The organism is Pseudarthrobacter sp. HLT1-3 (assembly GCF_059383535.1).
Window position 1 is genome coordinate 102,371 of sequence record NZ_JBWZCJ010000009.1, and the last position, 19,916, is coordinate 122,286.

15 protein-coding genes are annotated in these 19,916 nt (G+C 69.2%); 10 read left to right on the forward strand and 5 right to left on the reverse strand.

What is annotated here, in order from left to right:
- Positions 1 to 40: 40 nt before the first annotated feature.
- From glgX to AC50X9_RS10085, 5 genes are all read left to right on the forward strand, one after another.
- A complete protein-coding gene (glgX, locus tag AC50X9_RS10065; protein WP_494893044.1) occupies positions 41 to 2,278 on the forward strand; it encodes a glycogen debranching protein GlgX in 2,238 nt (745 codons plus the stop codon).
- Positions 2,275 to 4,602 carry a malto-oligosyltrehalose synthase gene (gene treY, locus AC50X9_RS10070; RefSeq protein ID WP_494893046.1) on the forward strand — a complete coding sequence of 776 codons (2,328 nt, stop codon included), beginning with the start codon at positions 2,275 to 2,277 and terminating at the stop codon, positions 4,600 to 4,602. Before glgX ends, treY begins: the two co-directional genes overlap by 4 nt.
- Positions 4,603 to 4,693: 91 nt before the next feature.
- A complete protein-coding gene (gene treZ / locus AC50X9_RS10075) occupies positions 4,694 to 6,463 on the forward strand; it encodes a malto-oligosyltrehalose trehalohydrolase (RefSeq protein WP_494893048.1) in 1,770 nt (589 codons plus the stop codon).
- 14 nt (positions 6,464 to 6,477) lie between these two features.
- Positions 6,478 to 7,515: an L-glyceraldehyde 3-phosphate reductase gene (mgrA, locus tag AC50X9_RS10080; RefSeq protein WP_494893050.1), complete on the forward strand. Its 1,038-nt coding sequence runs from the start codon at positions 6,478 to 6,480 to the stop codon at positions 7,513 to 7,515.
- Between the two features lie 206 nt (positions 7,516 to 7,721).
- Entirely contained in the window at positions 7,722 to 8,807 is a 1,086-nt protein-coding gene (locus AC50X9_RS10085) for an inositol-3-phosphate synthase (RefSeq protein WP_494893052.1), read from the forward strand.
- 237 nt (positions 8,808 to 9,044) lie between these two features.
- Here AC50X9_RS10085 and AC50X9_RS10090 read toward each other — a convergent pair whose 3' ends face one another.
- The 3 genes from AC50X9_RS10090 to mshA all read right to left on the reverse strand — a co-directional run bounded on the left by AC50X9_RS10090 (position 9,045) and on the right by mshA (position 13,337).
- Positions 9,045 to 10,004 carry an endonuclease domain-containing protein gene (locus AC50X9_RS10090; protein WP_494893054.1) on the reverse strand — a complete coding sequence of 320 codons (960 nt, stop codon included), beginning with the start codon at positions 10,002 to 10,004 and terminating at the stop codon, positions 9,045 to 9,047.
- 224 nt (positions 10,005 to 10,228) lie between these two features.
- Positions 10,229 to 11,989, reverse strand: a complete 1,761-nt coding sequence (locus AC50X9_RS10095) for a formate--tetrahydrofolate ligase (RefSeq protein WP_494893056.1) — start codon at positions 11,987 to 11,989, stop codon at positions 10,229 to 10,231.
- Between the two features lie 61 nt (positions 11,990 to 12,050).
- Positions 12,051 to 13,337, reverse strand: coding sequence for a D-inositol-3-phosphate glycosyltransferase (mshA, locus tag AC50X9_RS10100; protein WP_494893058.1), 1,287 nt, complete (start codon positions 13,335 to 13,337; stop codon positions 12,051 to 12,053).
- A gap of 193 nt (positions 13,338 to 13,530) precedes the next feature.
- On the opposite strand from mshA, the gene AC50X9_RS10105 reads away from it, so the two are divergent.
- Positions 13,531 to 14,076, forward strand: a complete 546-nt coding sequence (locus AC50X9_RS10105) for a GNAT family N-acetyltransferase (protein WP_494893060.1) — start codon at positions 13,531 to 13,533, stop codon at positions 14,074 to 14,076.
- A 31-nt stretch (positions 14,077 to 14,107) separates the two neighbouring features.
- Here the strand turns inward: AC50X9_RS10105 and AC50X9_RS10110 are convergent, their stop codons facing one another.
- Positions 14,108 to 14,440: a hypothetical protein gene (locus AC50X9_RS10110; protein ID WP_494893062.1), complete on the reverse strand. Its 333-nt coding sequence runs from the start codon at positions 14,438 to 14,440 to the stop codon at positions 14,108 to 14,110.
- Positions 14,433 to 15,947: a family 4 glycosyl hydrolase gene (locus AC50X9_RS10115; RefSeq protein WP_494893064.1), complete on the reverse strand. Its 1,515-nt coding sequence runs from the start codon at positions 15,945 to 15,947 to the stop codon at positions 14,433 to 14,435. The genes AC50X9_RS10110 and AC50X9_RS10115 overlap by 8 nt, the downstream gene beginning before the upstream one ends.
- Positions 15,948 to 16,028: 81 nt before the next feature.
- Between AC50X9_RS10115 and AC50X9_RS10120 the strand changes: the two genes are divergently transcribed.
- From AC50X9_RS10120 to tsaB, 4 genes are all read left to right on the forward strand, one after another.
- Positions 16,029 to 17,120: a PfkB family carbohydrate kinase gene (locus AC50X9_RS10120; RefSeq protein ID WP_494893066.1), complete on the forward strand. Its 1,092-nt coding sequence runs from the start codon at positions 16,029 to 16,031 to the stop codon at positions 17,118 to 17,120.
- A gap of 135 nt (positions 17,121 to 17,255) precedes the next feature.
- Positions 17,256 to 18,476, forward strand: coding sequence for an alanine racemase (gene alr, locus AC50X9_RS10125; RefSeq protein ID WP_494893068.1), 1,221 nt, complete (start codon positions 17,256 to 17,258; stop codon positions 18,474 to 18,476).
- Positions 18,473 to 19,147, forward strand: coding sequence for a tRNA (adenosine(37)-N6)-threonylcarbamoyltransferase complex ATPase subunit type 1 TsaE (gene tsaE, locus AC50X9_RS10130; protein ID WP_494893070.1), 675 nt, complete (start codon positions 18,473 to 18,475; stop codon positions 19,145 to 19,147). The genes alr and tsaE overlap by 4 nt, the downstream gene beginning before the upstream one ends.
- Positions 19,147 to 19,818, forward strand: coding sequence for a tRNA (adenosine(37)-N6)-threonylcarbamoyltransferase complex dimerization subunit type 1 TsaB (gene tsaB / locus AC50X9_RS10135; protein ID WP_494893072.1), 672 nt, complete (start codon positions 19,147 to 19,149; stop codon positions 19,816 to 19,818). Before tsaE ends, tsaB begins: the two co-directional genes overlap by 1 nt.
- Positions 19,819 to 19,916 lie beyond the last annotated feature (98 nt).

The following is a 19,916-nucleotide window of genomic DNA, read 5'->3' on the forward strand; positions in this document are numbered from 1 at the left end:
GTCTGTCTAGAGATTGTCCGCTTATGCACGAGGAGAACACATGGAAGTCTGGCCCGGAACGGCGTACCCGCTGGGAGCAACCTTTGACGGCACTGGCACGAACTTTGCCCTGTTCAGCGAACGTGCCGAGCGGGTGGAGCTCTGCATCCTTGCCGATGACCTGAGCGAGACACGGATTGAGCTGACCGAGGTGGACGGCTACGTGTGGCACTGCTACCTGCCGCACATCCAGCCGGGGCAGAAGTACGGCTACCGGGTCCACGGCCCGTACGCGCCCGAGCACGGAGACCGCTTCAACCCGAACAAGCTGCTCCTTGACCCGTACGTCAAGGCCGTCCAGGGCCAGATCGACTGGGATCCGGCGCTTTTCACCTACGAGTTCGGCGACCCCGACTCCCGCAACGACGCAGACTCGGCCCCGCACACCATGCACGGTGTCGTGATCAACCCGTTCTTCGACTGGGACGGCGACCGCCTGCTGCGCATCCCGTACCACGAATCGGTCATCTACGAGGCCCACGTCAAGGGCCTGACCGAGCTGCACCCGGAGATCCCCGAAGAGCAGCGCGGCACCTACGCCGGCGTGTCACACCCGGCGGTGATTGACCACCTGAAGAAGCTCGGCGTGACCGCGATCGAGCTCATGCCGGTCCACCAGTTCGTCAACGACGGCACCCTCGAAGAGAAGGGCCTCAACAACTACTGGGGCTACAACACCATCGGCTTCTTCGCCCCGCAAAACACCTACAGCTCCTCGGGCGACGTCGGACACCAGGTCCAGGAGTTCAAGGCCATGGTCCGCGACCTGCACAAGGCAGGCATCGAGGTGATCCTGGACGTGGTCTACAACCACACCGCGGAAGGCAACCACCTCGGCCCCACGCTGTCCTTCAAGGGCATCGACAACCAGGCCTACTACCGCCTCGTCGACGACGACCTGAAGCACTACATGGACTACACCGGCACCGGCAACTCGCTCAACGTCCGGCACCCGCACTCGCTCCAGCTGCTGATGGACTCCCTGCGCTACTGGGTGCTGGACATGCACGTCGACGGCTTCCGCTTCGACCTCGCCTCCACCCTGGCCCGCGAGTTCTACGACGTCGACAAGCTGTCCACTTTCTTCGAGCTCATCCAGCAGGATCCGGTGGTCTCCCAGGTCAAGCTGATCGCCGAGCCCTGGGACATCGGCCCGGGCGGCTACCAGGTGGGCAACTTCCCGCCGCAGTGGACCGAATGGAACGGCAAATACCGCGACACGGTCCGCGACTTCTGGCGCGGCGAGCCGTCCACCCTGGGCGAATTCGCCTCCCGCCTGACCGGCTCCGCGGACCTGTACGAAAGCTCGGCGCGCCGCCCGGTGGCCTCGATCAACTTCGTCACCGCCCACGACGGCTTCACCATGCGCGACCTCGTCTCCTACAACGAGAAGCACAACGACGCCAACGGCGAAGGCAACAACGACGGCGAATCGCACAACCGCTCGTGGAACTGCGGCGAGGAAGGAGACACCGACAACGAACGCGTCCTGACCCTCCGCGCCCGGCAGCAGCGCAACTTCATCGCCACCCTGCTGCTCTCGCAGGGCGTCCCGATGCTGCTGCACGGTGACGAACTCGGCCGCACCCAGCAGGGCAACAACAACACCTACTGCCAGGACTCCGAACTGAGCTGGATCCACTGGGAAGCCATGGACCAGCCGCTGGTGGAATTCACCGCCGTCGTCAACAAGATCCGCCACGACCACCCGACGTTCCGGCGCAGCCGCTTCTTCGACGGCCGCCCGGTCCGCCGCGGCGAGGGCGAGAAGCTGCCCGACATCGTCTGGCTGACACCGGAGGGCACCGAAATGCTCCCGGAGGACTGGGGCAGCGGCTTCGGCCGCACCATCGGCGTGTTCTACAACGGCCACGGGATCCAGGAGCAGGACTCCCGCGGCCGCCGGATCACCGACGACAGCTTCCTGCTCGGGTTCAACGCCCACGACGACGACGTGGACTTTACCCTGCCGGCGGAGGAGTACTCACCGTTCTGGGACGTCCTGGTGGACACCTCGGACCAGACCAACACCGGCGAGCCGCTCAAGGCACAGTCGGTGCTGAAACTGGCCGCCAAATCCATGGTGGTGCTCCGCGCCCACTCCGGCCCCGAGGTTGAGGTGGATTACTCCGCGGCCGCGTCGCTGGCCTCCATGGCCGAGCACGAGGACGCCCTCGGGGAGATGGCGGAATCACAGGCCGAGGCCGCTGAGACTGCGGCGAAGGCTGCCGCCAAATGAGGACCCCCGTCTCGACCTACCGGCTGCAGGTCCGGCCCGGCTTCACCCTCCAGGATGCTGCCGAGACCGTGCCCTACCTGAAGTCGCTTGGGGTGGACTGGATTTACCTCTCGCCGATCCTGACCGCGGAGAAGGGCTCGGACCACGGCTATGACGTCACCGACCCCTCCCTGATCGACCCGGACCGCGGCGGCGCCGAGGGCCTGGCCGCGGCGTCGCAGGCGGCGCGGGACGCCGGCCTGGGTGTGCTCGTGGACATCGTGCCCAACCATGTCGGCGTCGCCACCCCGGTCCAGAATCCGTGGTGGTGGTCGCTGCTCAAGGAAGGGCAGCTGTCCCGCTATGCCGCGGCGTTCGACGTCGACTGGGACTTCGGCGGCGGCCGGATCCGGATCCCCGTGCTGGGCTCCGACTCCGACGTCGACGCGCTGGAAATCAAGGACGGGGAGCTGCGGTACTACGACCACCGTTTCCCGCTCGCCGAGGGAAGCTACACCGAGGGGGACGACCCGCGGGCCGTCCACGACCGGCAGCACTACGAGCTGATCGGCTGGCGCCGGGCCGACAACGAGCTGAACTACCGCAGGTTCTTCGCGGTCAACAGCCTCGCCGGCATCCGGGTCGAGCTGCCGGAGGTCTTCGACGAGGCCCACGCCGAGATCGTCCGCTGGTTCCGCGAAGGCCTGGTCGACGGACTCCGGATCGACCACCCGGACGGCCTGGCCGACCCGGAAGGCTACCTGCGCCGGCTCCGCGAGGTCACCGGCGGCAGCTACCTGCTGGTCGAAAAGATCCTCGAGCCGGGGGAGGTGCTCCCGGCCAGCTTCGACTGCGAGGGAACCACCGGCTACGACGCCCTCGCGGACGTGGACCGGCTGTTCGTCGACCCCGCCGGGCAGGACGCGCTCGACGCGCTCGACGCCGAACTGCGCGGCGGCCAGCCCGCCGACTACGAGAACATGATCCGGGGCACCAAGCGCCGGATCACCGACGGCATCCTGCACTCCGAGATGCTCCGGCTGGCGCGGCTGGTGCCGCCCGGCGCCGGCCTCACGGTCGAAGCGGCTGCCGACGCGCTCTCCGAAATCATCGCCGCCTTCCCGGTCTACCGCAGCTACCTTCCGGTGGGCGCGGACGTCCTGCGGGAGGCGTGCGAACTCGCCGTCCGCCGTCGTCCCGAGCTGGCCGGCGCCGTCGGGCTGCTGCTGCCGCTGCTGCTCGACGCCGGTCCGGCGGCCGGTGCCGAACTGGGGCGCCGCTTCCAGCAGACCTCCGGCATGGTCATGGCCAAGGGCGTGGAGGACACCGCGTTCTTCCGGTACACCCGGCTGGGCACGCTGACGGAGGTGGGGGCCGATCCCACCGAATTCTCCGTCGCACCGGAGGAATTCCATGCCCGGATGATCCGCCGGCAGGCCGAACTCCCGTTGTCCATGACCACGCTGAGCACCCACGACACCAAACGCAGCGAAGACACCCGCGCCCGGATCTCCGTCCTCGCGGAGCTGCCAGCCGAGTGGCAGGCCACCCTGGCCCGGCTGCAGGACCTGGCGCCGCTGCCCGACGGGCCGCTGGCGAGCCTGCTGTGGCAGGCCGTTGCCGGTGCCTGGCCCGCGGACCGTGAACGCCTGCAGTACTTCGCGATGAAGGCGGCCCGCGAGGCCGGGAACTCGACCGACTGGCTGGACCCGGACGAGGCGTTCGAGAAACAGCTCACCGCCGCCGTCGACGCGGTCTTTGACAACCCGGCGGTCCAGGCCGAACTGGAATCCCTCGTGGAGCTGCTGGCGCCCAACGGTGCGGTCAACTCACTCGGGGCCAAGCTGGTGCAGCTGACCATGCCCGGGGTCCCGGACGTCTACCAGGGCACCGAGTTCTGGGACCGGTCGCTGACGGACCCGGACAACCGCCGGCCGGTCGACTACGCGGCGCGCCGCGCGGCGCTGGCAGCGCTCGACGCCGGGGAACCCCCGGCGTCGTACACGGAAGAGAGCGCGAAACTTCTGGTCACCTCGCGGGCGCTGCGCCTGCGCCGGGACCGCCCGGAGCTGTTCACCGGCTACCGCCCGGTCGCAGCGACCGGGCCGGCCGCCGGGCACCTGGTCGGCTTTGACCGCGGCAGCGCCGCGGCCGCCGGTGCGCTCACGCTCGCCACCCGGCTGCCCCGCGGGCTGGAACGGCAGGGCGGCTGGCGGGACACCGCCGTCGACCTGGCGGTGGAGATGGCGGACGAGCTGACCGGGAAGACCTTCGGCGCCGGCTCCGTGCCGCTGGCCGAGATCCTGGCCAGCTACCCGGTGGCCCTGCTGGTGCCCACCGCCTAAGCGCCGCATGCCTGCACAATCTACCGCGACTACTGACCGCACCGACTGAGAAACCCGACTGACAAGCACAACCGGGGAACGGAAACACGCCATGACTTTGCCTGCACACGGAACCGACCGCTTCAACGTCTGGGCGCCGGACGCGCAGACCATCACGCTGCTCGCCGGCGGCCAGGAGTACCCGATGGACCGGATCACCGGCGGCGACGGCTCCGGTGGCTGGTGGACCGCGCCGGACGCCCCGGCCTCCGGGGACGTGGACTATGGCTACCTGCTCGACGGGGACACCACGCCGCTGCCGGACCCCCGGTCGCGGCGGCAGCCCGAGGGCGTCCACGCCCTGTCGCGGACCTTCGACGCCGGCAGCCACGAGTGGGCGGACGGGCAGTGGCAGGGCCGCGGGTTGCAGGGCGCCGTGATCTATGAGCTGCACCTGGGCACCTTCACTCCCGAGGGCACCCTGGATGCGGCGATCGGGAAGCTCGATTACCTGGCGGAACTCGGCGTCGACTTTGTGGAGCTGCTGCCGGTGAACGGCTTCAACGGCACCCACAACTGGGGCTACGACGGTGTCCTCTGGTACGCCGTACACGAAGGCTACGGCGGACCCGCGGCGTACCAGCGCTTCGTCGACGCCGCCCACGCCGCCGGGCTCGGCGTCATCCAGGACGTGGTCTATAACCACCTCGGACCCAGCGGAAACTACCTCGGACGCTTCGGACCGTACCTGAAGTCGGGGGAGGGCAACACCTGGGGCGACTCGGTCAACCTCGACGGCTCCGGCTCCGACGTCGTGCGCCGCTACATCCTCGAGAACGCCGCCATGTGGCTGCGCGACTACCATGTCGACGGGCTGCGTCTCGATGCCGTGCACGCCTTCAAGGACGAGCGGGCCATCCACCTGCTGGAGGAGTTCGGTGTGCTCGCGGACCAGGTCTCCGCCGAAACCGGACGCCCCGCCACGATGATCGCCGAATCGGACCTTAACGACCCGCGGCTGCTCTACCCGCGGGAGGTCAACGGCTACGGCCTGGCCGGACAGTGGAGCGATGACTTCCACCACGCCGTCCACGTCAACGTCAGCGGCGAGACAACGGGCTACTACGAGGATTTCGGCTCCATCGGGGCGCTGGCGAAGGTCCTGGTTGACGGGTTCTTCCATGACGGGAGCTACTCCAGCTTCCGCGGCCGGCACCACGGCCGGCCCATCAACACGGCCGCTGTCCACCCGGCCGCCCTCGTGGTCTGCAGCCAGAACCACGACCAGATCGGCAACCGGGCCACCGGCGACCGGCTGTCCCAGACCCTGGGCTACGGGCAGCTGGCGCTCGCCGCCGTCGCGATCCTGACCTCGCCGTTCACGCCGATGCTCTTTATGGGCGAGGAATACGGGGCCAGCACACCGTGGCAGTTCTTCACCTCGCACCCGGAACCGGAACTCGGGAAGGCCACCGCCGAGGGCCGGATCCGGGAGTTCGAGCGGATGGGCTGGGACCCCGCCGTCGTGCCCGACCCGCAGGACCCGGAGACCTTCACCCGCTCCAAGCTCAACTGGGCTGAAGCCGCCGAGGGTGACCACGCCCGCCTGCTGGAGCTGTACCGGAAGCTGATCGCGCTGCGCCGCTCGACGCCGGAGCTCGCCGGCCTCGGCTTCGAGGACACCGCGGTGGCCTTCAGCGAAACCGACCGCTGGCTCCGGCTGCGCCGCGGCAGTGTCGAGGTGGCGATGAACTTCTCCGCCGAACCGTGCCGGATCGCCGTTTCCGGCGCCTCGCTCGCGCTGGCCACCGACGACGGCGTCAGCCTCCACGCCGGCCAGATCGACCTGCCCGGCCACAGCGCCGCCATCATCACGAAATAGACAGGACCGTACCCATGACTTATGTTCCAGCAGAGACCCGGTACGACACTATGCCGTACCGCCGCGTGGGCCGCAGCGGCCTGAGGCTCCCGGCCATTTCGCTTGGCCTGTGGCACAACTTCGGCGACGACAAGCCGTTCGAAACCCAGCGGGCCATCCTGCGCCGGGCCTTCGACCTCGGCGTCAACCACTTCGACCTGGCGAACAACTACGGGCCGCTGGCCGGTTCCGCGGAAACCAACTTCGGCCGCCACCTCAAGGACGACTTCGCGCCCTACCGGGACGAGCTCATCATCTCCACCAAGGCCGGCTACGACATGTGGCCGGGCCCGTTCGGCAACTGGGGCTCGCGGAAATACCTGCTCGCCAGCCTGGACCAGTCGCTGAACCGGATGGGCCTGGATTACGTGGACATCTTCTACAGCCACCGCCCGGACCCGAGGACGCCGATGGAGGAAACCATGGGCGCGCTGGACTCCGCCGTCCGGTCCGGGAAGGCCCTGTACGCGGGCATCTCCTCCTACACCCCGGAGCAGACCCTTGAGGCGGCCCGGATCCTGAAGGAACTCGGCACCCCGCTGCTGATCCACCAGCCGAGCTACTCCATGCTGAACCGCTGGACCGAAAACGGCAGCCCCAACCTGTATGAGGTGCTGGACCAGGTCGGGGCGGGCTCGATCGCGTTCTCGCCGCTGGCGCAGGGCATGCTGACCGACCGCTACCTGGACGGGATCCCGGCCGAGTCCCGCGCGGCGCAGGAGAAGTCGCTGGACGAAAACAGCATCACCGAGGACAAGCTGGACCGGGTGCGCGGCCTGCACCGGATCGCCGAAGGCCGCGGCCAGACCCTCGCGCAGATGGCCATCGCCTGGATCCTGCGGGAGCAGGGCCGGGGCTCTTCCGTGACCTCCGCCCTCGTCGGCGCGTCCAGCGTCCGCCAGCTCGAGGACAGCCTGTCGGCGATCAACAACCTCGACTTCAGCGCGGCCGAACTGACGGCGATTGACGAGTTCGCCGTCGAATCTGGCATCAACCTGTGGGCCCAGAAGTAACCTGGACGGCCTCGCAAGTAAGCGCAGCCCGCGAGTAAGCGCAGCCCGCGAGTAACAAAAACGGCGCCGGCAGGCGGGAACAAGCAGCCCGCCGGCGCGGTTGACTAGAATACTAAGGGCGCCGTACGGCGCCATGCCCGTCAGCCGCCGCCGCGCAGCAGTGCGCAGCCGCGCCAGGCATCAGAAGTTTGTATTAAAGGAGCTCCGTGTCTTCACATCCGATTCGTGTTGCAATCGTCGGCGTAGGTAACTGTGCCACTTCGCTGGTCCAGGGCGTCGAGTACTACCGGGATGCCGACCCCAAAGCCACGATTCCGGGGCTGATGCATGTGGAGTTCGGCCAGTACCACGTCAACGACGTCCAGTTCGTCGCCGCGTTCGACGTCGACGGCAAGAAGGTGGGCCTGGACCTCGCCGACGCCATCCTGGCCAGCGAAAACAACACCATCAAGATCGCCGATGTCCCGCCGACCGGCGTCACCGTCCAGCGCGGCCCGACCCTGGACGGGCTCGGCAAGTACTACCTCGAGACCATCGAGCAGTCCACGGAAGAGCCGGTCGACGTCGTCCGGGCCCTCAAGGACGCCAAGGTCGACGTGATGGTCTGCTACCTGCCGGTCGGGTCGCAGGAAGCCGCGGAGTTCTACGCCCAGTGCGCGATCGACGCCGGAGTTGGCTTCGTCAACGCCCTGCCGGTCTTCCTCGCCGGGACCAAGGCCTGGGCGGACAAGTTCACCGCCGCCGGTGTCCCGATTGTGGGCGATGACATCAAGAGCCAGATCGGCGCGACCATCACGCACCGCGTCATGGCCAAGCTGTTCGAGGACCGCGGCGTCACACTGGACCGCACCTACCAGCTGAACGTCGGCGGCAACATGGACTTCAAGAACATGCTGGAACGCGACCGCCTCGAGTCCAAGAAGATCTCCAAGACGCAGGCCGTCACCTCCAACGTCGAAGCCGAGATCGCGCCGCGTGACGTGCACATCGGCCCGTCCGACTACGTCCAGTGGCTCGATGACCGCAAATGGGCCTTCGTCCGCCTCGAGGGCCGCAACTTCGGCGACGCCCCGGTGTCGCTCGAGTACAAGCTGGAGGTCTGGGACTCGCCCAACTCCGCCGGCGTGATCATCGACGCCATCCGCGCCGCCAAGATCGGCTTGGACCGCGGCATCGGCGGCCCGCTGCTCTCGGCGTCGAGCTACTTCATGAAGTCCCCGCCGGAGCAGTTCAACGACGACCTCGCCCGCGACAAGGTCGAGGCCTTCATCCGCGGCGACCTCGAGCGCTAACCCCGCCCCCACCACCCCCTCCAACGCTCCCGCAGCTTTGGCGCGTTCCACCCGGACGCTCCCGCAGCTTTGGCGCGTTCCACCCGGACGCTCCCGCAGCTTTGGCGCGTTTCAACCGGACGCTCCCGCACCCATTGGTGCGGGAGCGTTCGGTTTTCGGTGTGAGTCTCTAATCGAACCCTCACGTACGGTCGATTGCCTCCTTCCGCACATTAGGGGAACCAGTGAATTGCCCTCTCAGACTGGACCGACAAAGCCAGCAGCGGCCGGCGAGCTGAGGTACGCGGCGCGGAGAACTCGCTTGATCTTGGCGGTGGCGCTCGTAAAGCCGTCTGCGAGGTCATCTTTTGTCAGGACGAGCACTGTCCATCCCGCTGCTTCGAAGGCCTTGTCGCGGCGGCGGTCGCTGAAGATCTGTTCGGGGAGAAGGTGGTGCCCGCCGTCGTACTGTATGGCCAGCCGACGGCGGCGATAGCCAAGGTCTGCCGTCGGGGAAACCGGTCTTTCCGGGCGCAACGGGAGCTGCAGCTCCGGCTCGGGGAGACCGGCTTCGCACATGGCCAGGCGCAGGAGCGTCTCCGGGGCTGAGTCGGATCCCACGCGTATCAGGTCCAGTGCCGCCCTGGCGCGGACTATTCCCTGCAGATTCGGGTGGCGGCTCACCATCGAGCGCATCCCATCGATGGTCGCGAAGGGCTCACTCCGTCCCTCTAAGCCCAACCGGGGAACCCGAATGAGCTCGTCTCCCATGCAGACCAGTTCGGATAGGCTCAACCGTCGGGCGAGGTCGAGCCACGTCCTCGGACGTGTGCTGATCCGGATGCCATCCGCAGTTTCGACTTCGTCATCCCAAGCCAGAACGGTGTGGCCGGTAATGCCCTTGCGCCGGACCTCGGGCAGCGCTCGCGGCTTGCTCAGGTGCAACTCTTCCGAGTCCGAGAGCCATGGAGGCAGGAGCTGACATCGAAGCCTGGCGGCCGTTACGTGCGAGATCCAGGCACCGGGCGAAGCGGCGGACAGAGCGCGCGCCGCAGCCTCCAACTCGAAGCTCCACTCCGCTGGCCGGTAGAGACCCCGGCTGACATGACTGACATCGGGCCGTCTGAGCCTGGCTCTCGGCACTCCCAGCGACTTGGCAGCGGCGACGGTGAATGGTGCTGCGCCGAGTTGACCGGGAAGCTCCGTTCGCGTTCTCATGCTGGCATTGTGAACCCATTTGATGAACCTCGCAGAAGTTATCCACAGTTGACCCGGGCGCGCCTCCGCAGCGGCAGGTCCGGTACGGGCGCCGCCGCGCAGGCACTCCGCCAGACGTGAGGGAGCGTCGCCTGGTGGGACGCCGGATCTGAGGGAGCGTCGGGTGGCCTTCCGCCGGATCTGAGGGAGCGTCGCCTGGTGGGACGCCGGATCTGAGGGAGGGTTTAGAAGAGGCCGACGGGGTTGCCTTCGGCGTCGACGTCCATGCGCATCGCCGCGGGCTCCCTGGGCAGTCCCGGCATCGTCATGACCGCCCCGGTGAGGGCCACGATGAAGCCTGCGCCGGTTTTGGGGATGAGGTCGCGGACGTGCACGGTGAATCCCTTCGGGGCGCCGAGCCTGCCCGCGTCGTCGCTAAAGGAATACTGGGTCTTTGCCATGCAGACCGGGAATCCCGACCAGCCGTTCTTCTCGATCTCCGCAAGCCGCTTGAGCGCCGGGACGGAGAAATCCACCCCGTCGGCGCCGTAGATCTCCTGCACAATCGTCCGGATCTTGTCCTCCACCGACATCTCCAGCGGGTACAGATGCCGGAAGGTATGCGGCGCGTCAATGGCCGCGGCGACCTTGGCCGCGAGTTCGTCGCCGCCGTCGCCGCCCCCGCCGCGGCCCCAGACATCGGCCACGGCCGCCTGGACCCCCGCCGCGGCGCACCACTCCAGCAGCCAGTCCAGCTCCTCGGGGGTGTCCGTGGCGAACCGGTTGATCGCCACCACCGGGGTGATGCCAAACTTCTCCACGTTCCGGACGTGGCGCTGAAGATTTACGACGCCGGCGGCCAGCGCGTCGAGGTTGGGCTCCTTGAGTCGGTCCTTGGCGACGCCGCCGTGCATTTTCAGGGCGCGGATCGTCGCGACCACGACGACGGCGGACGGCGCGACGTCGGCGACGCGGGCCTTGATGTCCATGTACTTTTCCGCGCCCAGGTCGGCGCCGAAGCCGGCCTCGGTGACGACGATGTCGGCCAGGCTGCGGGCGGTCTGGGTGGCGATCAGGGAATTGCAGCCGTGGGCGATGTTGGCGAACGGTCCGCCGTGGACCAGGGCAGGGGTGCCGGCGATGGTCTGCACCAGGTTCGGTTTGAGGGCGTCCTTGAGCAGCATGGTCAGCGCCCCCTGGACCCCCAGCTGGGCCACTGTGACCGGCTCCCGGTCATAGGTGTAGCCGAAGGTGATCCGTCCGAGCCGTTCCCGGAGGTCGTTCAGGTCGGTGGCGAGGCAGAACACCGCCATGATCTCCGAGGCCACCGTGATGTCGAAGCCGTCCTGCCGGGGGATTCCCTGCGTGGGGCCGCCGAGGCCGATCACGACCTCCCGCAGGGACCGGTCGTTCATGTCCAGCACGCGCTTGAAGGTCATCCGGCGCGGGTCGATGTTCAATTCGTTGCCCTGGTAGATGTGGTTGTCCACGAGGGCCATCAGGGCGTTGTTCGCCGAGGTGACGGCGTGGAAATCGCCGGTGAAGTGCAGGTTGATCTCATCCATCGGCAGCACCTGCGAATAGCCGCCGCCGGTGGCGCCGCCCTTCATGCCCAGGATCGGGCCGAGCGACGGTTCGCGGAGTGCGATCATCACGCGGCGGCCGGCCCGGGCCAGGGAATCGGCCAGCCCCACCGTGGTGGTGGACTTGCCTTCGCCGGCCGGTGTGGGCGACATTGCGGAGACCAGCACCACCTTGCCGGGGGCGCGGACCGCTCCGCCGGCAAGCGAGGCGGCGAGCCTGGCCGGATCGATCTTGGCCTTGTACCGGCCGTAGAGCTCGATGGCTTCGGCCTTGATCCCGGCCGCTGCGGCAATCTCCTCGATCGGCCGCATCGTGGCCCGCTGAGCGATCTCCAGATCACTCAGTGCGGCGGTTCCGGCGGGACCTGCCGCTCCGGTTCCGGTCACTACCGTGGCGGTTCCGGGAATCGTCGATTCAGACATCGTTGTCCTTTTGGCTCGTGGCGCCGGTGGGTGTTCCGCGCCAGTGGTTACGGAGCCGATGCTACCGGCCCATGGTTCCGGTTGCGGGCGTGTGGCCCACCGGAATGGTCAGGTTTCCAAAGTACTGGCTCATGGCCGTGTGGTAGCTCTCCAGCGTGACCGCGGCGGTGCGCTGCCAGCCGAATTCCTCCGCATGCAGGGACGCCGCGCGGCCCATGTCCGTGCGGGTCTCCGGATCGTCGTACAGGGCCTCCAGGGCGTCGGCCCAGTCGGCGGCCTTGTGGCCCTCGACGAGCAGCCCGGTCCGGCCGTCATGGATGGCCCGGGACAGCCCACCGACCTTGGTGGCGACCACCGGCGTGCCGCAGGCCTGGGCTTCGAGCGCCACGAGGCCGAAGGATTCGCTGTAGGACGGCATCACCACGACGTCGGCGGACCGGAACCAGCCGGCAAGCTTCGGTGCGCTGACCGGCGGATGGTGGGTAACGACGTCGTCCATTCCCGCGGCGCTGATCAGCGACTTCAAATCGAAATCCTTGGACCCGCTGACCGCGCCGAGGATGGTCAGCTGAAGGTCGATGTCCGGACGCCGGGCCCGCAGCAGGGCGGCGGCCTTCACCAGGATCTGCGGGCCCTTGAGGCGCTGGATCCGCCCGGCGAACAGCAGGTGGAAGCGGCCCGGCGGCACCCCGTGGTCGGCCCGGGCGCGGCTGCGGAAGGCCGGGGTGAAGATTTCCAGGTCCACGCCGGGCGGGGCCACATCGATACGGTCATTGTCCGCGTGGTAGTGCGAGACCAGTTCCGCCGCCTCGGTGCCGGTGTTGGCGATCAGCCGGGTGGCGCCGTCGACAATCCGCTGCTCGCCATCCTCGCGCCGGCGCGGCTCGCGCTGCTCCCCGGCGACCAGCAGCAGGTTCTTCACCTTGGCCATGGTGTGCATGGTGTGGACCAGGGGCCGGCCCCACAGGCTGGCGAGCTCGAGCCCGGCCACCCCGGACACCCAGTAATGCGAATGGATCACGTCGTAGCGGCCGTGCGGCTGGAGCTGGCGGATGCGGTCGATTTCGGCGACCATGCTGTGCAGCAGCTCGGGCAGCTCCTCCTTGGGCAGCTTCCGGGTCGGTCCGGCCAGGACGTTGTGGACGCAGACTCCGGGGGAGGGATGCTCGACGGCGGCCTGCCCGGCCGACGTGGAGCGGGTGAAGATCTCCACTTCGACACCGGTCTCGGCGAGCGCCGCGGCGAGGGCGCGGATGTACACGTTCATGCCCCCGGCGTCGCCGGACCCGGGCTGCTCCATCGGGGAGGTGTGCAGCGAAAGGAAGGCCACGCGGCGGACCAGCGACATCAGTCTCCCTCCCTCTCTGGACCACGTCCTTGTGGACGGTCCTGGCGGACATGTCCCGGCGAAGCGGTCCCGGCGGGACATGTCCCGGTGAAACCGGCCGGAACTGCACTTCGATAAAACATTACTCCTGAACTTCCCGCGGCCTCACCGGCCGGTCAGCGGCGCCGGTCACAGCGCCGGGAGTGCTGCTAACGTGACGGCTGTGAGCACAAGACAAGACAGAGATCCCTCCGCCCCCGGCTGGGAGATCCGCCCGGCCACCGGCCAGGACTGGCCGGCGATCTGGGAGATCCTCGAGCCCGTGATCAGGGCCGGGGAGACCTTCACCTGGGACCGGGACACCAGCGAGCCCCAGGCCCGGGAACGCTGGTTCAGGCAGGCTCCGGGTCAGACCTTCGTCGCAGCCGGGCGGGGGGAGCTCGACGGCGTCGTTCTGGGCACCGGCGAGCTGCACCCGAACCAGGGCGGCGGCGGAAGCCACGTCGCCAACGCCGGGTACATGGTCCACCCGGCGCACGGCGGCAAGGGCGTGGCCCGTGCGCTGTGCGCCTATTCGCTGGATTCGGCCCGGGCGTCCGGGTTCCGGGCCATGCAGTTCAACGCCGTCGTCGAAAGCAACGTCCGGGCCGTCGCCGCCTGGCAGTCCCTGGGCTTCGAGGTGCTGGCGACCATTCCGGAAGCATTCCTGCACCCGCGTCTGGGCTACGTTGGCCTGCACCTGATGTACCGCAGGCTCTAGCTTTCCCGGCCGGCAAGGATACCGGCAGGAATCAGAACCCCAGCGCCAGGGAAAACAGCAGAAAGACAATGGCGCCGGCCCCGACCGGCAAAGCGGCCACCCAGAGCGCAGCCCGGGCCCAGCGCCGGCCGTCACCGCGCCGGACGGCCAGGGCGGCGGCGACCACGGCGGCGACCAGCAGCAGGAATGACAAGCCGGTCAGGGCGAGGGCGTTGCCGAAGGTGGAACTCTCCCCGCGGGTGCAGGACAGCAGGCAAACAGACGTCCAGGCTTTCCACCCGCTGCCTACAAATCCGGCAGTTCCAATGACGGCGGCGATGAAAGCGGCGCGTCCAGAAGATTTTCTCCCCACACCGCTAATCATGCGCCGAGTCAGGCGGAGGGACCCGCCCCTCGCCGGACCAGAGCGTCGTCAGATCCGGGAACGCCGACTCGTAGCCGGCCAGCAGCTTTTCCCCGAGGTCCGGCGAATTAACCAGCGGGTGCCCGGTGAAGGCCGCCAGCGCCGCTTCCCGGCGGTCCGCCGCGGTGGTCCCGGCGCCGCGGCGGCTGGCCCGCACGACGAGCCGTTCGACGTCCTTGACCCGCCGGAGCAGGGCCAGCTGCGCCGGTGCCGGACGCTGCTGCGGCAGGGGGACGACGCCGTCGGGTGTCACCCGGCAGGGAACTTCGACGACGGCGTCCGCCGGCAGCCCCGGAATCGCCGGCACCGCACGGCTGCCGCCGTCGGGGTCGCCGGGGAGCCCGACGCCGGGGAGCCCGACGCCGCCGGGGAGGCCGGTGTTGTTGGGGGTGTTCAGGATCAGCTCCGCCGGACCGCCGCCGGAGAGTGCGCGCATGACGGCGAGCGCGACCCGTTCGTAGCCGCCCCCGGCCAGGTCCGTCTCATCCCGGCGCTCGCCGGCGGTACGGGCCTCGGCGAGGTAGCCCTCTTCGCGGGACCGGCGCGCATCGTCCCACAGCCGGAAGGCCTCGGGGCCGGCCGCCGCGAGCCGCGGATAGAGCTCGGACTGCTGCCGGTCGATGGACTCGCCGCGGGTTGTGGCCGCGGAGCGGATGCCGGCCAAGGCGCGCCGGGTCTCGTAGTAGTAATAGAGGTACTCGTTCGGCAGGCACCCCAGTGCTGCCAGGAAGGGCTGCGGAAACAGGCGGCCTTCCTCGAAGCCGGCCAGGGCGCCGGCGTCGGCCAGCAGCCCGGGCAGCACGTCGCGGCCGCCGGACTCCAGCCGGTACAGCCAGCCGAGGTGGTTCAGGCCGTAGTAGCCCACGCCGTCGAGCCGGCCCTCGGGAAGGTCGACGCCGGCGGCGCGGGCCGCCCGGTGGACCAGCCCGCTGGCCGAATCGCAGATGCCCACCACCTTGTGGCCGAGCACCGGCACGAGGGCCTCGGTGACCATGCCGGCCGGGTTGGTGAAGTTCAGCAGCCACGCGTCCGGGCAGCGTCGCCTCATCTGCTCTGCGAGCTCGAGCATGCGGGGAATGGACCGCAGGGCGTAGGAGATGCCGCCGGCACCCGTGGTCTCCTGGCCCAGCACTCCCAGGTCCAGGGCCACCCGCTCGTCGGCCGTGCGCCCGGCCGTGCCGCCGGGGCGGATCGCGGCGAAGACCATGTCGGTGCCGTCCAGCGCCTCGGCCAGCGAGGTGGTGGCCCGGACCGCGGGAGGCGGCGCGGCGCCGGGAAGTTCACCCGGTGCCTGGCCGGGCGCCTGCCCCGCGAGCGAGGCCAGCACCGCGTTGATGGCGGCGAGGCGGGCCGGGTCGACGTCGTACAGCACCAGCTCCCGGACCAGCCCGGCGAACGGTCCTGCGCACAACGCCCGGTAGACCAGCGGTACCCGGAACCCGCCGCCCCCGGCAATCATCAGCCGCATGCCGACAGTCTATTCACAGGCGCCCCGGACCGCCCGGCGGACGCCTATCCAGCGGCACTTCGAGGGCGTAATGTGCGATACATGGACGCGATGCCGACGCGGCGTTTTGACCCGCTTTCCGCCGTCCGGACCCCGACGGCGGACGGTTTCGACCTGCTGCTGACCGGAACCGTCTTCCAGGACATCATCTTCACCGGGCTGCCGCACGCGCCCGTCGCGGGCACCGAGATCTGGAGCGACGGTATGGGCAGCTGCCCCGGCGGCGTGGCCAACCAGGCCATCGCCGCGGCCCGGCTGGGGCTGCGGACCGGGCTGGCCGCGGCGTTCGGCGACGACGGCTACGGCGACTACAACTGGAAGATCCTGGCCGGGCAGGAACACGTGGACCTGTCGCTGTCCCGGCGCGTGCCGGGCTGGCATTCGCCGGTCACGGTGTCCCTCAGCGTGGAGAATGACCGGTCCATGGTCACGCACGGCCACCCGGCCCCGGTAAGTTCCAGCGATCTGGTCGGCTGCCCGCCGCCGGCGCTCGCCGCCGTCGCCGAGCTCGGCGAGGAGCTGGAACCGTGGGCGATGGACGCTCACAAGGCCGGGGTCCGGCTGTTCGGCGACGTCGGCTGGGATCCCACCGGCGTCTGGTCCTCCGCCCGGCTGGACAACCTGCAGTACTTCCACGCCTTTATGCCGAACCAGCATGAGGCGATGTCCTTCACAGGGAACGACAACCCGTGGGCCGCGCTCTACGCCCTGGCGGAAAAGGTGCCGGTCGCCGTCGTGACCCTGGGTGCGCAGGGGGCGATGGCCGTGGACTCAGAAACGGGCGAAGAGGAGTGGGTGCCCTCGCTGCCGGTGTCCGCCTATGATCCGACCGGGGCGGGGGACTGTTTCGGCGCTGCCTTCATCGTCGGCTGCCTGGCCGGCTGGCCGCTCGGGGACCGGCTGCGCTTCGCCAACCTCTGCGCCGCCCTTGCCGTGCAGGAGGTCGGCGGCTCGCTGGCCGCGCCGGGCTGGGGGGACATCGCAGACTGGTGGCAGCGCGCCAACGCCCGGAAGGAACGGCAGAGCAGCCAGTGGCTTCGCCGCTACAGCTTCCTTGAGGAAATCGTCCGCGATGTGCCGCCGGAAGCGCAGCGGCGGGCGACGGCGACCATCGCGCATCTTTCGGACGCGTAGGCCGGGGCTTCCACCCGGACGAACCGGCCCGCTCCCAAGGGGGACATGCCCTCCGCCGGGGCTGGCGCGGGTGCTGGAGGTGCCGGCGCGGGGCCTGAATTCAGCCGCGTGCGCTGCCACCACTAGAATCGTTATGTGACTTACCCAGCAGCAACAGGTGACTTCCGGCCCGTCCCGGGGGCTCCGCCCGGCTATGCCGAGGAACGCTCGGCAGTAATCGACCTCGAAGCCATCCGGCACAATGTCCGCCGCCTGGCCGCCGTGGCGTCACCAGCCCGGGTGATGGCCGTGGTCAAGGCCGACGCCTACGGGCACGGTGCCATTCCCGTGGCCCGTGCGGCGCTCAGCGCAGGCGCCCACTGGCTGGGAACGGCCCACATTTCCGAGGCCCTGGCCCTGCGCGCCGCCGGCATCGAGGCACCCCTGCTGGCCTGGCTGCACACCCCGGAAAGCAACTTCGCCGCCGCCGTGGCTGCGGGGATCGATGTCGGCTGCTCCGGCTGGGAGCTGGAACGCATCGTGGCGGCTGCCCGCGAGCAGGAACGCCCCGCACGCGTGCACCTCAAAGTGGACACCGGGCTGGGCCGCAACGGGGCCACCCTGGCGGCCTGGGACAGCATCGTCGGCGAAGCCATGGAGTACCAGGACCAGGGTTTGCTGCGGGTGGTGGGCATCTTCTCGCACCTGGCCGTCGCCGACGAACCCGAGCGCCCGGAAACCGACGACCAGCTGACGGCCTTCCGCGAAGCCCTCGCGATCGCCCAGGACGCCGGCGTGGATCCGGAGGTGCGGCACCTCGCCAACACCCCGGCCACCCTGTCCCGGCCCGACACCCACTTCGACCTGGTCCGGGTCGGACTGGGAATTTACGGACTCTCCCCGTTCGAGGGGCAGAGCTCGGAGGAGCTGGGACTGCGCCCGGCAATGACCGTCCGCACTGTCGTATCGCACTGCAAGGACGTCCCGGCCGGCCAGGGCGTGTCCTACGGCCTGAACTACCGCACCGGCGGCACCAGCACGCTCGGGCTGATCCCGCTGGGATACGCCGACGGCGTCCCGCGGATCGCCACCGGCGGCCCGGTCCGCGTCGGCGGCGTGAACTACCCGGTCGTGGGACGCATCGCGATGGACCAGATGGTGATCGACCTCGGCCCGCTGAACGTTTCCGCCGGGGGGCCCAGCGTTCTCGGCGCCGAGGCGGTTCTGTTCGGCAACGGAGACGACGGCGGGCCCACCGCTGAGGACTGGGCCCGGGCCGCCGGGACCAACAACTACGAGATCGTCACGCGGATCAGCCCACGGGTGCCGCGCCACTACATCAATGAAGAGCCCGCCGCCGACGGGTCCCTGCCATGAGCGCGGCCTGGGAACGTACCCTGGACGTCCGGACCGCCGAGCAGACCCACGCCCTCGCCGCCGGTCTCGGCGCCCAGCTTCGGGCCGGGGACCTGCTGGTCCTCACCGGTGAACTGGGAGCGGGAAAGACGACCTTCACCCAGGGCCTGGGCGAAGGTCTGGGCGTCCGGGCGGGCATCATCTCACCGACCTTCGTGCTCGTCCGCATCCACCCGAACCTTCCCGACGGACCCCGCCCCGGCGGCCCGGACCTCGTTCACGTTGACGCGTACCGGCTTGGTTCGGCGTCGGAAATCGACGACATCGACCTGGAAAACACCCTGGACAGTGCCGTGACCGTGGTGGAATGGGGCCGCGACCGGGTCGAACACCTGAGCGAGAGCCGGCTCGAGGTCGACCTGGTCCGCAGCCTCGGTGGCGCCCCGGCAGCGGTCTCCGCTCCGCAGCCAGCCGACCCCGCGGAAGCCACCGGGAACCTGCCGGCAGCAACGGACCCCGGGGTGCTTGACTTCGATTCCGACGACGACGACGAACCCCGCACGATCGTGATCCGCGGCTTCGGTCCCCGCTGGGTGGACCCGCCGACGCTGCCCGAGCCCGAGCCGGGACTCTCCGAGACCGCGCCAGTGCCCGGGACCGCAACCACGCCCCGCACCCCGGAAGGGAACTGATGCTGATCCTTGCCATTGACACGTCGGCAGTGGCCAGCGCCGCGCTGGTCTCCGATGACACGCCGGAGTCCGTCGTGGCCAGCTTCGCCACCGAGGACACCCGGAGCCACGCCGAGGTGCTGGCGCCCGGAATCGAGGCCCTCCTCGCCGAGGCCGGGTTGAGCGGCGCCGACGTCGACGTGGTCGTCACCGGCGTGGGGCCAGGACCATTCACCGGCCTGCGCTCCGGCATCGTCACGGCCCGCACCCTGGCGTTCGTCTGGGGCAAACCTCTGTACGGCATGATGAGCCTGGACGCCATCGCCCTGGAAGTTGCGGAATCCACGGCTGCGGCGCCGGACTTCATCGTGGCCACTGACGCGCGGCGGAAAGAGGTCTACTGGGCCCGGTATGCCCTCACCGGCTCCCAGCTGCCGCAGCTCCTGGACGGCCCGCATGTCGGGTTCGCCGCTGACCTGCCCGACCTTCCGGTCTACGGAGCCGGCGCCGGGCTCTATGCCGACGTCGTCAAGGCTGTCGCCGAATTCAGCTCGCGCCAACCGGAGGCCCTCTCGTTGGGCCAGTTCGCCCTCGCGCGGCTCGACGCCGGGGAACAGCTGCTCGACTCCACCCCGCTCTACCTGCGCGAATCGGACGCCCAGGTGCCCGGCCCGCGGAAGAGGGCGCTGTGAACGCGGGGTCCGCAGGACAGAACACAGGACAGAACGCAGGACGGTCCGCAGGGCACAATGCAGGACAGGGCACAGGCCCCGGTCCCGCGAAGGTGCCC

Coding starts and splice junctions, on each gene's coding strand:
- glgX (WP_494893044.1), top strand. CDS start 41: ATGGAAGTCTGGCCCGGAACGGCGTACCCGCTGGGAGCAACCTTTGAC.
- treY (WP_494893046.1), top strand. CDS start 2,275: ATGAGGACCCCCGTCTCGACCTACCGGCTGCAGGTCCGGCCCGGCTTC.
- treZ (WP_494893048.1), top strand. CDS start 4,694: ATGACTTTGCCTGCACACGGAACCGACCGCTTCAACGTCTGGGCGCCG.
- mgrA (WP_494893050.1), top strand. CDS start 6,478: ATGACTTATGTTCCAGCAGAGACCCGGTACGACACTATGCCGTACCGC.
- AC50X9_RS10090 (WP_494893054.1), bottom strand. CDS start 10,004: ATGAGAACGCGAACGGAGCTTCCCGGTCAACTCGGCGCAGCACCATTC.
- AC50X9_RS10095 (WP_494893056.1), bottom strand. CDS start 11,989: ATGTCTGAATCGACGATTCCCGGAACCGCCACGGTAGTGACCGGAACC.
- mshA (WP_494893058.1), bottom strand. CDS start 13,337: ATGTCGCTGGTCCGCCGCGTGGCCTTCCTTTCGCTGCACACCTCCCCG.
- AC50X9_RS10110 (WP_494893062.1), bottom strand. CDS start 14,440: ATGATTAGCGGTGTGGGGAGAAAATCTTCTGGACGCGCCGCTTTCATC.
- AC50X9_RS10115 (WP_494893064.1), bottom strand. CDS start 15,947: ATGCGGCTGATGATTGCCGGGGGCGGCGGGTTCCGGGTACCGCTGGTC.
- AC50X9_RS10120 (WP_494893066.1), top strand. CDS start 16,029: ATGGACGCGATGCCGACGCGGCGTTTTGACCCGCTTTCCGCCGTCCGG.
- tsaE (WP_494893070.1), top strand. CDS start 18,473: ATGAGCGCGGCCTGGGAACGTACCCTGGACGTCCGGACCGCCGAGCAG.
- tsaB (WP_494893072.1), top strand. CDS start 19,147: ATGCTGATCCTTGCCATTGACACGTCGGCAGTGGCCAGCGCCGCGCTG.